This window comes from Zoogloea sp. GDB6 (assembly GCF_056724105.1).
This window is the reverse complement of record NZ_CM161497.1, coordinates 444,114-458,100: the sequence shown is the minus strand read 5'-3', so window position 1 is coordinate 458,100 and position 13,987 is coordinate 444,114. Positions and strand designations below refer to the sequence as shown.

Sequence of the window (13,987 nt, the reverse complement as noted above, 5' to 3'; positions counted from 1 at the left end):
CCTCAGCCTTCCTTGCTGCAGTCCCGCGGCTTGATGCCCTTTTCCTTGGCGTAGGCGGCGGCCGACTCCTCGATCATGCCGCGCACCAGCGGACGGTCGGACTCGACCCAGTCGGAAACCACCTTCCACTGGCCGCCGTCCCACTGCTGGAACTTCACCACACCGGGCCCCTCGTGATCGGCGCAGCTGACCTTCAGCGGCGGCAGGAAGCCGGTGGCGCCGAGGGCCTTCAGGCGCGCTTCGTCGAGATTGAGGTTCTCGAAGCCCCAGCGTACCTGCTCGCCGGTCAGCGCCTTGCCCTTGCCGTACTTCTCCTGGGCCTTGCGGATCGCCTCGACGGTGATGATTCCGTGCACCACGCCGCGGTTGTAATACACCGAGCCGATGCGGGTCTTGTCCTCCATGTTGCCCTTGCCCTTGCCATAGACGAACTTCTTGATGTCGGCGACCACCGGATAGTTGGCCCCGGCCACGTTGAAGCCGGCGGCAGTGAAGCCCTTGGCTGCCGGGCCGGCCGGCACGGTGTCTTCCTCTGCGCCGGACCACCACACACCGACCATCTTTTCGCGGGGGTAGCCGACCTTGGCGGCCGCCTTGAGGGCCGTCGGATTCATCACCCCCCAGCCCCACAGGATCACGTAGTCGGGCTTGAGCTGGCGCAGCTGCAACCACTGGGACTGCTGTTCGTTGCCCGGATGAGCGACCGCGATCTTGGTCAGCTCGAAGCCGTGCTTGGCGGCCAGCTTGTCGAGGATCGCGTGGGACTCCTTGCCGTAGGCAGAGTCGTGGTAGAGCAGGCCGATCTTCTTGCCCTTCAGCTTGTCCATGCCGCCTTCCTTCGTGCCAATGAAGTTCACGATGGCGGAGGCCTGGGACCAGTAGGTGGTGATCAGCGGAAAAACCCACGGAAAGACGCGGCCGTCGGCGGCGTCGGTGCGCCCGTAGCCGATCGTCACCACCGGGATCTTGTCCTGGGCGGCCTTGTCGAGCACCGAATAGGTGATGCCCGTGGACACCGGCTGGAACACCGTGTTGCCAGTGCTGCCCTTCTTCTTCAAACGCTCATAGCACTCCACGCCGCGGGCGTTGTTGTACTCGGTCTCGCACTCTTCCCAGGTCAGCCTGACACCGTTGATGCCGCCGTCGCGCTCGTTGATCAGCTGCATGTAGTCGATCCAGCCGCCGAAGACCCCGGAGCCGCCGGCCGCATACGGGCCGACCCGGTAGCTCGGCAGGCCGATGAACTGCTCCTCGACGGCTCCTGCGACGGAGGAGGCCAGCAGGCCGGCGAGGGCCGCGCCCAGCAGGGCGGAGTACTTCAGTTTCATGGTGTGTCTCCTCTTATGGGTATGGGTGCTGCGCCCACTCAGTGCGGGAAGGGCCACAGGCGCAGTTTTTCCTTGGCGATCTGCCACAGGCGCGCCAGGCCGTGGGGTTCGACGATCAGGAAGAAGATGATCAGCCCGCCGAAGATGATGAGCTGCAGGTTGGACGCGAAGCCCGCACCCAGCGCATCGCCGAACAGCGCCGGCACGAGATTGTCGAGCAGGATGGGCAACAGCACGATGAAGGCCGCACCGAGGAAGGCGCCGAGGATGGAGCCGACGCCACCGATGATGATCATGAACAGGATCTTGAAGGACAGGTCGAGGTTGAAGCCCTCCGGCTCGACGGTGCCGATGTAAGTGTAGGCGTACAGCGCGCCGGCCACGCCGCAGTAGAAGGAACTCACCGCGAAGGCCAGCAGCTTGGTGCGCATCAGGCGGAAGCCGATCACCTGGGCCGCCACGTCCATGTCACGCACCGCCATCCAGGCCCGCCCGGTGGCCGAGCGCACCAGGTTCTTGGCGGCCAGCGCCAGCACCACGACGACGGCGAAGGTCAGCAGGTACTTGGCCTCCGGCGACACGAATGCATAACCGAGGATGCTCACCTCCTGGGCCGTCACCACCCCCGACGAGGAATGGTTGGAGAACCACGGAAACTTGACCAGCACCCACACGATGAAGAACTGGGCCGCCAGCGTCGCCACCGCCAGGTAGAAACCCTTGATGCGCAAGCTCGGCAGGCCGAACAGCACGCCCACCAGCGCTGCCGCCAGGCCGGCCAGCGCCAGTGCCAACAGGAAGGGCATGCCGTCCACGCGCAGGATGAAGTTGTAGGCCGCGAAGGCACCCACCGCCATGAAAGCCGCCGAGCCAAGGGACAGCTGGCCCGCGTAGCCGGTCAGGATGTTCAGGCCGATGGCGGCCAGCGAGAAGATCAGCACCGGCGTGAGGATCGCCTTCAGCCAGTATTCGTTGGCCAGCAGCGGCACCACCACGCCGAACACCAGCATCAGCAATGCAAAGCCGATCCGGTCCTGGCGGATCGGGAAGATCCGCCCGTCCTCGGCGTAACTGCTCTTGAACTGGCCGGCTTCACGGTAAAGCATGCATGCGCTCCCTGTTACTTGCCATTCGCTTACACCCGGTCGATGTGCCGTTCGCCGAACAGGCCCTCGGGCCGCACCAGCAGGAAGGCCAGCGCCAGCATGTAGGGAAACCAGCCTTCGATGCCGCCACCGACCAGCGGCCCCACATAGACCTCGGCCAGCTTCTCGGACGCGCCGATGATCAGCCCGCCGACGATGGCGCCCGGCACCGACGTGAAGCCGCCGAGGATCAGCACCGGCAGCGCCTTCAGCGCGGTGAAGGTGAGCGCGAACTGCACGCCGTTGCGGGCCCCCCAGATCATCCCGGCGACCAGTGCCACGAAGCCGGCCACCGCCCACACCACGCGCCAGATCGTCTGCAGCGGAATACCGATGGACAGGGCCGCCTGGTGGTCGTCGGCCACCGCCCGCAGCGCCCGGCCGACCTTGGTGTACTGGAACAGCACCGCCAGCAGCGCGACCAGCGACGCCGCCACGCCGGCCGCGAAGAGGTCGAACTTCGACACGCCGATCCCGTAGTCGTCCATCAGCCAGGCTATCGGCTCATCGACGATGCCCAGGTCGAGGCCACGCACGTTGGCGCCCCAGGCCATCTGGGCCAGCCCCTCCACCACGTAGGTGAGCCCGATAGTGGCCATGAACAGCGTGATCGGCGGCTGGTTGACCAGCGGCCGCAGCACGATGCGCTCGGTGGCGATGCCGAGCACCACCATCGTCGCGAAAGCCAGCAGGAAGGACAGCCAGAACACCGCCGCGCTGCCCGCCTCCATGCCGAAACGGGCCGGCAGCACTTCCTGGAAGCCGACGAAGCTCAGCGCGGCGAAGAACACCATCGCCCCCTGCGCAAAGTTGAAGACCCCCGAGGCCTTGTAGATCAGCACGAAGCCGAGGGCCACCAGCGCATACATCACGCCGGACAGCAGGCCGCCGATCAGCACCTCGATGAAGAACTGCATGTCCGCTCCTCCTTTCCGCCGCCAGCCGGGATGCGCTCGTCACGCCTCAATGGGCGCCGCCGAGATACGCCCGGATCACGTCCGGATCGTTCTTGACCTCATCCGGCAGGCCGTCGCCGATCTTGCGGCCATAGTCGAGGACCACCACCCGGTCGGAGATGTCCATCACCACCCCCATGTCGTGCTCGATCAGCACGATGGTGGTGCCGTAGTGATCGTTCACGTCGAGGATGAAGCGGCACATGTCCTGTTTCTCCTCCACGTTCATGCCGGCCATCGGCTCGTCCAGCAGCAGGATGTGCGGCTCGGCGGCCAGCGCGCGGGCCAGCTCGACACGCTTCTGCAGGCCGTAGGGCAAGCGGCCGACCGGCGTCTTGCGGATGGACTGGATCTCCAGGAACTCGATGATCTCCTCGACCTTCAGGCGGTGGGCAGTCTCCTCCCGCTGGGCGGCCCCCCAGTAGAAGGCGTGCTGCAGGAAATTGCAGCGCATCTTCAGGGCCCGCCCGGTCATGATGTTGTCGAGCACGGTCATGCCCTTGAACAGCGCGATGTTCTGGAAGGTGCGGGCGATGCCCTGCTCCGCCGCGTGGTGGGGCTCCATCCGGCGGCGCAGCTGGCCGCGGAAATGGATCTGCCCCTCCTGCGGGTGATACACGCCGTTGATCACGTTGAGCATGGAGCTCTTGCCGGCGCCGTTGGGGCCGATGATCGAGCGGATCTCGTGCTCGCGCACGTCGAAGCTGATGTCGGTGAGCGCCTTCACGCCGCCGAAACGCAGGGAGATGTTGCGCAGATCGACGATCACGTCGCCGCTTTGCCGGGCCATGGGCATGTCCTCCGGCTCAGGCGGCCTTCCGCGCCTGCGGCGGGAAGGTCTGCGCGTCCTCGATGCGCAGCTCGGCGGCCACCATGTTGCTGCGCCCGTCCTCGTAGCTCACCTGGGTCTCTATGTACTGGCTGGCCTTGCCGGCGTACAGCGCATCGACCAGCACCGCGTACTTCTCGGCGATGAAGTTGCGGCGCACCTTGCGAGTCCGCGTCAGTTCGCCGTCGTCGGCGTCCAGCTCCTTGTGCAGGATCAGGAAGCGGCAGACCTGGGCGGCGCCCATCGCCGCATCGCCGGCCAGATCGGCATTGACCTGCTCGACGCAGTCCTTCACCAGCGCATACACCGCCGCCTGGCCGGCCAGGTCGGTGTAGCCGGCGTAGGCCAGCCCACGGCGCTCGGCCCAGTTGCCGACCGCGTCGAGGTCGATGTTGATGAAGGCGGTAACGTGCTCGCGCCCGTTGCCGAAACACACCGCCTCCTTCACGTAAGGGAAGAACTTCAGCTTGTTCTCGATGTAGTTGGGGGCGAACATGCCGCCGCCGTTCAGGCGCCCCACGTCCTTGGCTCGGTCGATGATCTTCAGGTGGCCGTCGGCATCGAAGACGCCCGCATCGCCGGTCAGGAAGTAACCCTCGGCGTCGATCGCCTCGGCGGTGGCCTCCGGACGCTTGTAGTAGGCCTTCAGCAGCATCGGCCCGCGCACCAGGATCTCCCCGTTGTCGGCCAGCTTGACCTCCACCTGGGGCGCCGGCGTGCCCACCGAGTCGAACTTGATCTTCCCGTCCGGCTGCAGGCACACGTAGGCGCAGGTTTCGGTCTGGCCGTAGAGCTGCTTGAGGTTGATGCCGATGGAGCGGTAGAAGCGGAACAGGTCCGGCCCGATCGCCGCACCGGCAGTGTAGGCGACACGGATGCGGCTGAGGCCCAGCACGTTCTTCAGCGGCCCGTAGATCAGCACCTTGCCCAGCGCATAGCGCAGCCGGTCGGCCGCGGACACCGGCTTGCCGTCGAGAAGGTCCGCGCCGCAGCGCCGCGCCACGTCCATGAAATAGCCGAACAGCGCGCGCCTCGGACGGCTGGCGTCCTCCATGCGGATCATCACCTGGGTCAGCAGGTTCTCGAAGACCCGCGGCGGTGCGAAGTAGTAGGTCGGCCCGATCTCGCGCAGGTCGTTCATCACCGTCTCGGCGGATTCAGGGCAGTTGATCGTAAAGCCGGCCACCAGCGCCTGGGCGTAGGAGAACAGGTGGTCGCCGACCCAGGCCATCGGCAGGTAGGACAGGATGTCCTCGGTCTCGCCGAGCCGGTCGAAGGCGCAACCGCCCCGCGCCGCAGCGATGAAGGCCGCGTGGCTCTGGCACACGCCCTTCGGCTTGCCGGTCGTACCCGAGGTGTACAGCATCACCGCGATGTCCTCGGGGCTGCCCTTACCTAGTTCCTGATCGAAGAAGTCCGGGTGATGCTCGTCATGGATGCGACCCATTTCCAGCGCCTCGTCCATGCCGTGCAGGAAAGGCTGGCTATAGTGGCGCAGGCCGCGCGGGTCGTCATAGATGACGCGCTCGAGGCTGGGCAGGTCCGCCGCGATCTCGAGCAGCTTGTCCACCTGCTCCTGGTCCTCGACGCAGGCGAAGCGGATGTCCGCGTCCAGCATCACATAGGCCATCTCCTGGGCCACCGCATCCTGGTACATCATCACCGGGATGCCGCCCAGGCACTGGCAGGCTGCCACCGACCAGTACAGGCGCGGCCGGTTGTCCCCCACCACGGCCAACCGATCGCCGCGCTTGAAGCCCAGTTCAGCCAGCCCGCTGGCCAGCGCACGCACCCGAGCGGCGACATCCGCCCACGTGTAGGTCTGCCAGATCCCGTATTCCTTCTCGCGCATTGCCGGCCGCAGTGGCCGCTGCCGGGCATGCTCCATCAGCAGGCGCGGAAAGGTATCCAGGCTGGCGACGTCCGCAGCTGCCGCTCGGGTCGTGGCCATGCCCCCTCCTCCGGTTTGTCTCGATGTCGTCCCCCGCCGCTTCTACCGCCAATGCCCGTGGGCACCGCCGGTGGCTGCGAGTGGTCGTTTCGTCTCGGGGAGCAGTCTGGCAAAGCAAGTTTGCGCAACTGTTTTTCAAATGTACGGAATTGTGGCCGGGTCTGCGGCCCGGCTCAGGCCACCGCAGCGAGGCCGTTGCAATGGGGCGCAATGACGTAGCGGCCCCGCCCCTGGCCCTTGGCCACATACATGGCCTTGTCGGCGGCGAGCAGCATGCATTCCGGCGTACATTCACCGTCGCTGATGGCAATCCCGATGGAAACACCCAGCGTGCGCAGGCTGCTCTTGATGGCCAACGGATGGGACAGGGCCTCGATACAGCGGTTCGCCAACACTGCCGCCCCTTCCTCCGGACGAGATCCCAGATCGGTGGCCAGCATCACGAACTCGTCCCCTCCCACGCGAGCCAGCGTATCGCTCTGGCGCAGCACTGCCGACAGGCGCCGGGCTACCTCCACCAATGCGGCGTCGCCAGCCTCATGCCCAAGGCTGTCGTTGATCGGCTTGAAGCCATCCAGATCCAGGAACAACACGGCCATCTGCGTTCCGTTGCGTGCGGTGCGCGCCAGCCCCTGACGCATGCGGTCATCGAGCAGCATGCGGTTGGGCAGGCCCGTCAGGCCGTCGTGGTGGGCCATGCGCTGGAGCTCGGCCTGGCTGCAGACCAGCTTGTCGAGCAGTCGATTGAAGGCCTTGGTGAGGTGGCCGACCTCGTCATCCCGTACCACCGGCAGCGGCTTGAGCGGGATCTCGTCCTGGGTCATACGCTCGGCCAGGGTCGCGGCCCGATGCAGCGGACGCAGCGTAAACCGCACGAATACCCCTCCCACCAGCAACACAAGGGCCATCGCGGTGAAACTGTGGCGCACCACGTTGTCCTGGGCCCGGCGCACCGGAGCAAAAGCTTCCGTCGTCGGCATACGCGCCACGACGAACCAACCGGCACTCGGTACGCTGGCCATCGCCGACAATTCTTCGACCCCCTTGGCATTGATCGTCACGCCACTTCCACGGAAACCGGTCATCGCCCGATCGTGCAGCAGGTTGACGCCAGGCGGTGGCGTGGGCTTCAGCACCAGATCAGGATCGCCGGCGGCGACGAACAGCTTGTCGGCCGGGGAAACCAGCAGGAAGCCGCCGGTTTCGCCGATCCGCCCCTGGTTGATACGATCGAGGAAGTCCGGCGTACTCAACGCGGTCACGCCAACCAGCACCGCCTGGACATGGCCACTGCCATCCTTCAGCGGCACCCCCATCGGCAGCACCGGCTGTTTCGTGAATGTGCCGAACAGCGGTGCACCGACGCCTGCCTTGCCCTGCATGGCCCGCTGGAAACCGGGGTTATTCGCCGCCGAGGCGCCACGCCGGCCGGACACCCGCGGAAAATCGACGAGCACACGGCCATCGGTGGCGATCACCAGCAAACCAAGGTTGAACACCGGGTTCAGCTGATGCCGCTCGGCAAGCCAGGCCTCCAGCCTGGCAGGCTGGCCGAGCAGTTCCCGGGGCAGCGTGACCGCCAGCTGGTCAAGAAACTGACGGCGTTCGCGGATCTTGTAATCGACCTCCCGCGCCACTTCGTCGGCGAGGGCCATCTGTTGGGCCGAAACCAGTTGAGTCAGATCTTCACGCAGGTAGCGGGTCTGCATCACGTAGCGCGCCAAGCCGCCACCAATGACCAGCAGCATGCCGAACAGCACAAGACGGGTAACGAGACTGTTGGAGATGCGCCTGAGAGCCATCGGGCTATGTTAGCGGAGGGACGTGACAGCCTCCCCAACAAAAGTCATTCTTTTATCGAGAAAACACGGAGATATGGATCAGCCCGTCTATTCGGCGACCTCCGCCCAACGCTCGGAACGCAGCGCCCGGGCAATGGCCACCGCCCGTGCTTCCAGCAAAGCGTCGGCAGCACCGGCGGGGTCGTCTTCGTAATCGGCCAGCACGGCCGCTTCGTCGAGGACTTTGCAGGCATCCAGTGCCGTAGCGAGCATGGCGGCTTTCGGATAGGGACGGGTCGCCCGGCCGGGATAAGCCCGGAAGTCACAGGTACACAACAGCATCAGCTGTTCAAAGCGCTGTAACTGACCGAAGGCGTCGACCCGAACCAGCATCGCGGCAATGGACCCGGCCCGCATCTCCGCGGCGCGGTGCACACGCTCCACCTCCAGCAAAGCCAGCACGGCCAAGTCCCGGAACGCGGCCGGCACGCGGCAGCGCTCGGCAATCGCCTCTATGCGCGGCAAGCCGCGCTCCATGTGGCGGTAATGGGCCGGCAGGTGCTCCGGTGGTGAATCGGACTTGCCGACGTTGTAGAGCAACGCCGCGAAACGTACCGCCAGCGGTGCCTGGCGACGGGCCGCCTCGTCCACCACGCGGAACTGGTGCTCGCCAATATCCACGGTCGGCGGGTCGTCGGCGCTCTGGGGCATGCCGAACAGCGCATCCAGCTCAGGCAGCAGCACCTGGAGCGCCCGACTCTCGCGTAGCACCCACAGCATCCGCGACGGCGCGTCGCTCATCAGCCCACTCGCCAGTTCGGCCCAGGCCTGTGCGGGATCGAGATCGGCGAGCAGACCCTCGGCAACTTGGCGGCGCATCAGGGCCACCGTTTCCCGGTCCACCTCGCCGTCCTGGCTGGCCGCCGCCGCCGCGATGCGCAGCAGATTGACGGCCGGGCTCACCAGCAGGGGCGCGATGGGGCTGCGAGGCAGTTGAAAGCTCATGGATGGTCTCGCGAGGAATGACGGGTTTGCGACAGATGCCGGACGAATGTGTCGTGGGCACGCCCAAAAACCCATCACGACAGCATCGTGCGGGTGTTTGGAAAGACTCGCGGGAGCTAGAAGCAAGAAGAGGACCCAATGGCCCGCGTACGAAGCAGCCACGTTGCCCGGCGGCTCACGGCGATCGCCACCCCGCTGCACAGGGGTGGCGTCGCAAACATGCAGATGGCTATTCGCTACCGATAGGGCCGAGCTGCTTGCGGAGTTCGTCCCAAATGGACGGCGGCGGCGCGGAGGTCATCCCCATCCGTTCCTTGTCCATGTCGGTACGCACCGGACCCTGGGCCCCGTACCACTCATCAGCACCGTAGGACCGCGACTCCATTCCCTTGCTGGAGTCCGGACTGTGCATGGTTCCCATCGAGCGGCTGTCAGTGAGTTCCTTGATGCTGTCATTGAGGTCGGCGGCCTGAGCGGTGGCCAGCGGAATCAGCGCAAGGATGCTTCCGGTCAGAAGGCCAGCACCGATCTTGATCCAGTGATTGGATTTCATTTTGCCCTCCGTTGTGGTGATCCTCCCCGGAAAGAAGCAAGCAAGTGAGCAGTGCGCCACCGCTGCAGAGCGCATGGCCCATCGGCGGTGGTGTGCACGTCTTCATATTAGTCGACGAAATCAGTCGGATAAAACAACCGTTCGCCTTCGATCAGCGAGGGGCGTCCGGCGCGAGTGCATCTCCCAGCTCCAGCATGGCCAGCACGTCTCCCACCAGGGCACGATGCTCCTGCGGGGCGTTCCGGTACCAGTGGGTCAGGTAGGCGCGCAGGCTGCTGCGCGCATCGGCCGGGTCGAGGTTGAGGTAGGCCAGAGCCTGCCAGTTCTCGGGATTGCCGTCGAACAAGGGCAACAGCAGATTGGCCAGCACCTCATTCTTGTCACGCAGATAAGGGTTGCTGCGCAGCGCCTCCTCGTTGTCGCGCAACCAACCGGCCAACGGCGCGTTAGGCGGTAGCTGGCGGTGCCCTTCGGAGATCAGCAGGTCGAAGAAGCGGCGCAACGTGGCGGCCTCCCCCACCCACTCGGGTCCGGGCGGCGTGCTCTCCCAGCGCTGTGCAAGGCGTTTGAGGGTGAACAGCGAAGCCGTCTCGCACAGGGTCTCTTCGAACCACTGATTGGAGCGACTCGGCGCGGCCCCCGGCGCCACGTTCTCATCGTAGTTGGACAGCACATGGCACAGCTCGTGGGCGAACTCGTAGGCGTACAGGTGCCAGTTGTCGCCGCGCGCATGCAGGTGAATCCGGTATTCGCCCTGCGTCCCGCGGCCGTACAGCGCCACCGGCGGCCCGTCGGTATGGGTGACGACGATGGGCACCGCGAGGCGGCCCGGCAGGTTCGCCAGCAACTCGTCGGCCACCTCGTTGAGCACCGTTTCGATGGCCTCCTTGCGGGCACTGCCCCAGCCACCGCCCTGCACCTGGATATCCACACCGGGCTTGCGCAGCCCGGCCGCCTTCTTGGCCGCCGACGTCTCCATGCCGCTGCCGGCATGGGCCAGCGAGCACAGGATGGAAGCCATGATGAAGGGCAGGCGCATGCCACGCCGCAACCAGGCTTCCGGCACGCCCGCACGAAACGGCATCCGCTTCTTCTTGTGCATGAGACATTCCACTCCACATAGGCAAGGATGGCGCCCCGCTTCTTCAGGATAGATCGACAGCCGGTGTTCCGCGCTATCATCCGCGCCGCCGATGCAAACAACATTCCTCCCGATCCGATGAAGAACCGACTCCTCCGCTGGCTGACATTGCTGGCCCTGTGCTTGCCCTGCCTCCTTTCCCAGGCCGCCGACGCCCCGGCCACCGATGGCCACGCCCGCTTCGAAGCGGCGGCACAGAGCGCCCTCGCCGCCGTCCAGCCGGGTCCACGGGACATCCCGCTGGGCGAGCAAGGCAAGCTGCACCTGCCGGCCGGCTACGGCTTCATCCCGCAGGCCGAGGCGTCCGCACTGCTGGCCGCCCAGGGCAGCCACACCGGCCCCGGCTTCTACGGCCTGATCGTCAGCGACAAGCTGGAAGGCTTCCTGGCCCTCGAATACGAAGCCGCCGGCTACGTGAAGGACGAGGACGCCAAGGACTGGGACGCCGCCAAGCTGCTCGACAATCTGAAGGAAGGCACCGAGGCCGCCAACGAGGAACGCCGTAAGCTGGGCGTACCCGAGTTCAGCGTGGTCGGCTGGGTGGAGGCCCCCAACTACGATGTCGCCACCCACCGCCTGGTGTGGTCGGCGACCACTCGCGTCAAGGACGCCCAGGCCGGCCAGGACGGCGTGAACTACAACACCTACATGCTCGGCCGCGAGGGCTATTTCTCGATGAACCTCATCACCAGCCTGGCCCGCGTCGACCAGGAAAAACCCGCCGCCCGCGAACTGCTGGCAGCCCTCGAATTCAACGACGGCAAGCGCTACGCCGACTTCAACTCCTCAACCGACAAGGTCGCGGAGTACGGCCTCGCCGCTCTGGTCGGCGGCATCGCGGCAAAGAAGCTGGGCCTGCTGGCCTCCCTCGGCATCTTCCTGGCCAAGTTCTGGAAGGCCGGCGCGCTGACCGTCGTCGGCCTCGGCGCCGGCGTGCGCAAGCTGTTCGGCAAGAAGGACAGCGCGTGAAGCTGCTCCTGCTCCTCCTCAGCGGCGCCAAGTTCGGCAAGCTGCTGACCACCGGCGGCACCATGCTGCTGTCCCTTGGCGTATATGCGCTGATCTGGGGCTGGCGCTACGCCGCCGGTTTCATCGTGCTGCTGTTCTGCCACGAGATGGGCCACTACATCGCCGCCCGCCAGCGCGGCCTCAACGTCGGTGCGCCGACCTTCATCCCCTTCGTCGGCGCCTGGATCAACCTCAAGGAACAGCCGATGAACGCCGAGACCGAAGCCTACGTAGCGATGGCCGGCCCGCTGGCGGGCACCATCGCAGCCCTCGCCTGCTATTTCCTGGCCCGCTCGGAAGACAGCACGCTGCTGCTGGCGATCAGCTATTCCGGCTTCTTCCTGAACCTGTTCAACCTGATCCCGGTGCCGCCGCTGGACGGTGGGCGCATGACCGGCGTGGTGTCGCGCAAGTTCTGGATGCTCGGCGCACCGGCGCTGGTCGGCCTGTTCCTGTGGCGGCCGAGCCCGATGCTGATCCTCATCGCCTTCCTCGCCGCACCCCACGTGTGGAAGGCCTTCCGCGGCGAAGGCAGCGAGGCGCCCGGCTATTACGACACCCCGCCGGCCAAGCGCTTCGAGTACGCCGTGCTGTACCTGGGCCTGCTGGCCTACCTGGCGGTGATGACCTACGACGTGCACGAGATGCTGGGCGGCCTGCGCGCCCAGCACTGAACACCAACCTCAGGTCGTCGCTGTCGCGCGGGTGCGCAGGGCCTGCTCGATGTCGTCGGCCCACGCCAGCGCCTCGCCCCCGGCAGCCCGCACCGTGCGGATCAGCGCCAGGTTGCGGGCGGTGCTTTCCGGCTCCCAGTTTTCGCGCACCGCGGCCAGCGCCTTACCGGTCGCGGCCTGCGCGGCAGCCTCGTCACGGGCCAGCACGGCCAGCTCGACCAACGTGGCGAAATCCCAGTAATCCGGCGCGCCTCTGGCGATGCGCTGCTTCACCGCGTAGGTGACTACCGGCAGCAGTTCGACACGCCGCGGGTCCGGCGGGCTGGCCAGCTCCATCAGCTTCACCGCATTGATGCCCGGAAAGGCGTCGCGCCAATCGGCTTCGAAGCCCTGCAGATAGGCGTCGATGGCCTTGCCCAGCCAGCCGCAGGCAGCCATTGCGTTGCCGGCCTCCGTCTCGGCCTCCCAGCGGTCCTTGTAAACGCGCCCAAGCAGACTATTGGTTTCGCTGCTCGGACCGCAACGGGCGATCAGTTCCAGGAAGATGGCCTCCGCCTCGTCCCTACGGCCCAGGCGATTGAGGGCAAAACCGTATTGCTCCCGCACCAGCGTGCTATGGGCCAGCGGCTTGGCCATGTCCGCCACCAGCGCCACCATGCCCTGCCAATCTCCGACCGCCCGGTAGGACAGCAGCAGGTCGATCACCACGCCAGCCTCGGCGTCGGACAAATCGCCGAGGGTCAGCGCCGCCGCCTGCACGGCATCCTTGCCGGCACGCCGCGCCGCCGCCAGCGTGTTGCGGGCCTCCAGGGCATAGCACACCTGGTCGCGGAAAACGTCGGTCTTCAGGCGTGCGATGTCCGGCACCACATGGTCCTCCAGCAACTGGAACACCCGGCTGTCGCAGCGCGGCGCGTCCTGGCCGTGCCGCGCCTCGTCGAGGAGACGGGTCAGCGCTGCGGCAGCGGCAGCCGGATCGGCCGGCACGCCGCCGGCCACCAGCTCATAACGGAGCGTATGCAGCGGCGCCACGTCGAAGGGCAAGGCGCCCGTGTCGCCGAAGAGCATCACCGTCGTCGCCGGCCGCCTGCCGTGACGCAGCCCCAACTCGTAGAAGACGTTCGGGCTGGCCAAGGTCAGGTCGGCCACCGCGAAGTCGCACAGGATCAGGCGTTCGTGCGCCGCCTTGTGGATCGTCCCACCGACGGCCCCCCCATCCTCCCGCAGGGCTTCCATGCCGGCCGCCTCGATGGCAGGCCGGATCAGCGCGCTGTAGACGGCGTCGAAATCCACCGTCCGGCCAGAAGGAGTGGTCTTCCTGCCAATGGGTATCAACACGAAGCACAGCGGTCTCATCATGCCTCCTTCATGCCATACAATTAAAACGTAAAGACATACAACATCACCATAAAAAACAACCGCGCAACTCAAGGCTACGGGTCTGGCCGGCACATCGCAGGACTCAACCGTAATCCGGGCCTTCCTGAAACAATGCCCATTTTGGGCATTTAAAAATGCGGCATCGCACAAAACACATCCTGCCGATTCTAAGCATCGTGTAATGTATGCAAACGACCTAACGCTGCAAACAGGAAGTGTCGCCGCCGCATCGCCCC

12 protein-coding genes are annotated in these 13,987 nt (G+C 66.0%); 2 read left to right on the top strand and 10 right to left on the bottom strand.

The genetic code is table 11. The features are described 5' to 3' along the window. Positions 1-2: 2 nt before the first annotated feature. From AC1PQG_RS02100 to AC1PQG_RS02060, 9 genes are all read right to left on the bottom strand, one after another. A complete protein-coding gene (locus AC1PQG_RS02100) occupies positions 3-1,328 on the bottom strand; it encodes an ABC transporter substrate-binding protein (protein ID WP_481121026.1) in 1,326 nt (441 codons plus the stop codon). 38 nt (positions 1,329-1,366) lie between these two features. Then, a complete protein-coding gene (locus AC1PQG_RS02095) occupies positions 1,367-2,434 on the bottom strand; it encodes a branched-chain amino acid ABC transporter permease (RefSeq protein WP_481121025.1) in 1,068 nt (355 codons plus the stop codon). 29 nt (positions 2,435-2,463) lie between these two features. Further along, positions 2,464-3,390, bottom strand: coding sequence for a branched-chain amino acid ABC transporter permease (locus AC1PQG_RS02090; RefSeq protein WP_481121024.1), 927 nt, complete (start codon positions 3,388-3,390; stop codon positions 2,464-2,466). 46 nt (positions 3,391-3,436) lie between these two features. Further along, a complete protein-coding gene (locus AC1PQG_RS02085; protein ID WP_481121023.1) occupies positions 3,437-4,219 on the bottom strand; it encodes an ABC transporter ATP-binding protein in 783 nt (260 codons plus the stop codon). A gap of 16 nt (positions 4,220-4,235) precedes the next feature. After that, entirely contained in the window at positions 4,236-6,209 is a 1,974-nt protein-coding gene (locus AC1PQG_RS02080; protein WP_481121022.1) for an AMP-dependent synthetase/ligase, read from the bottom strand. 173 nt (positions 6,210-6,382) lie between these two features. Further along, positions 6,383-8,011, bottom strand: a complete 1,629-nt coding sequence (locus AC1PQG_RS02075) for a diguanylate cyclase domain-containing protein (RefSeq protein WP_481121021.1) — start codon at positions 8,009-8,011, stop codon at positions 6,383-6,385. 87 nt (positions 8,012-8,098) lie between these two features. Next, positions 8,099-8,995 carry a tRNA nucleotidyltransferase/poly(A) polymerase-related protein gene (locus AC1PQG_RS02070; RefSeq protein WP_481121020.1) on the bottom strand — a complete coding sequence of 299 codons (897 nt, stop codon included), beginning with the start codon at positions 8,993-8,995 and terminating at the stop codon, positions 8,099-8,101. A gap of 229 nt (positions 8,996-9,224) precedes the next feature. Next, on the bottom strand, positions 9,225-9,548 hold the full coding sequence (locus AC1PQG_RS02065) for a hypothetical protein (RefSeq protein ID WP_481121019.1): 324 nt from the start codon (positions 9,546-9,548) through the stop codon (positions 9,225-9,227). Positions 9,549-9,699: 151 nt separating this feature from the next. After that, entirely contained in the window at positions 9,700-10,650 is a 951-nt protein-coding gene (locus tag AC1PQG_RS02060) for a hypothetical protein (RefSeq protein ID WP_481121018.1), read from the bottom strand. A gap of 63 nt (positions 10,651-10,713) precedes the next feature. Between AC1PQG_RS02060 and AC1PQG_RS02055 the strand changes: the two genes are divergently transcribed. Together AC1PQG_RS02055 and AC1PQG_RS02050 are read left to right on the top strand one after the other, a co-directional pair. After that, positions 10,714-11,658 (top strand): DUF2167 domain-containing protein, encoded by a 945-nt coding sequence (locus AC1PQG_RS02055; RefSeq protein WP_481121017.1) that lies wholly within the window; start codon positions 10,714-10,716, stop codon positions 11,656-11,658. Beyond that, positions 11,655-12,371, top strand: a complete 717-nt coding sequence (locus tag AC1PQG_RS02050; RefSeq protein ID WP_481121016.1) for a site-2 protease family protein — start codon at positions 11,655-11,657, stop codon at positions 12,369-12,371. The genes AC1PQG_RS02055 and AC1PQG_RS02050 overlap by 4 nt, the downstream gene beginning before the upstream one ends. 9 nt (positions 12,372-12,380) lie before the next feature. On the opposite strand, the gene AC1PQG_RS02045 is transcribed toward AC1PQG_RS02050, so the two are convergent. Next, positions 12,381-13,730 (bottom strand): TRAFs-binding domain-containing protein, encoded by a 1,350-nt coding sequence (locus AC1PQG_RS02045; protein WP_481121015.1) that lies wholly within the window; start codon positions 13,728-13,730, stop codon positions 12,381-12,383. Between the last annotated feature and the right edge of the window lie 257 nt (positions 13,731-13,987).

Coding starts and splice junctions, on each gene's coding strand:
- AC1PQG_RS02100 (WP_481121026.1), bottom strand. CDS start 1,328: ATGAAACTGAAGTACTCCGCCCTGCTGGGCGCGGCCCTCGCCGGCCTG.
- AC1PQG_RS02095 (WP_481121025.1), bottom strand. CDS start 2,434: ATGCTTTACCGTGAAGCCGGCCAGTTCAAGAGCAGTTACGCCGAGGAC.
- AC1PQG_RS02090 (WP_481121024.1), bottom strand. CDS start 3,390: ATGCAGTTCTTCATCGAGGTGCTGATCGGCGGCCTGCTGTCCGGCGTG.
- AC1PQG_RS02085 (WP_481121023.1), bottom strand. CDS start 4,219: ATGGCCCGGCAAAGCGGCGACGTGATCGTCGATCTGCGCAACATCTCC.
- AC1PQG_RS02080 (WP_481121022.1), bottom strand. CDS start 6,209: ATGGCCACGACCCGAGCGGCAGCTGCGGACGTCGCCAGCCTGGATACC.
- AC1PQG_RS02075 (WP_481121021.1), bottom strand. CDS start 8,011: ATGGCTCTCAGGCGCATCTCCAACAGTCTCGTTACCCGTCTTGTGCTG.
- AC1PQG_RS02070 (WP_481121020.1), bottom strand. CDS start 8,995: ATGAGCTTTCAACTGCCTCGCAGCCCCATCGCGCCCCTGCTGGTGAGC.
- AC1PQG_RS02065 (WP_481121019.1), bottom strand. CDS start 9,548: ATGAAATCCAATCACTGGATCAAGATCGGTGCTGGCCTTCTGACCGGA.
- AC1PQG_RS02060 (WP_481121018.1), bottom strand. CDS start 10,650: ATGCACAAGAAGAAGCGGATGCCGTTTCGTGCGGGCGTGCCGGAAGCC.
- AC1PQG_RS02045 (WP_481121015.1), bottom strand. CDS start 13,730: ATGATGAGACCGCTGTGCTTCGTGTTGATACCCATTGGCAGGAAGACC.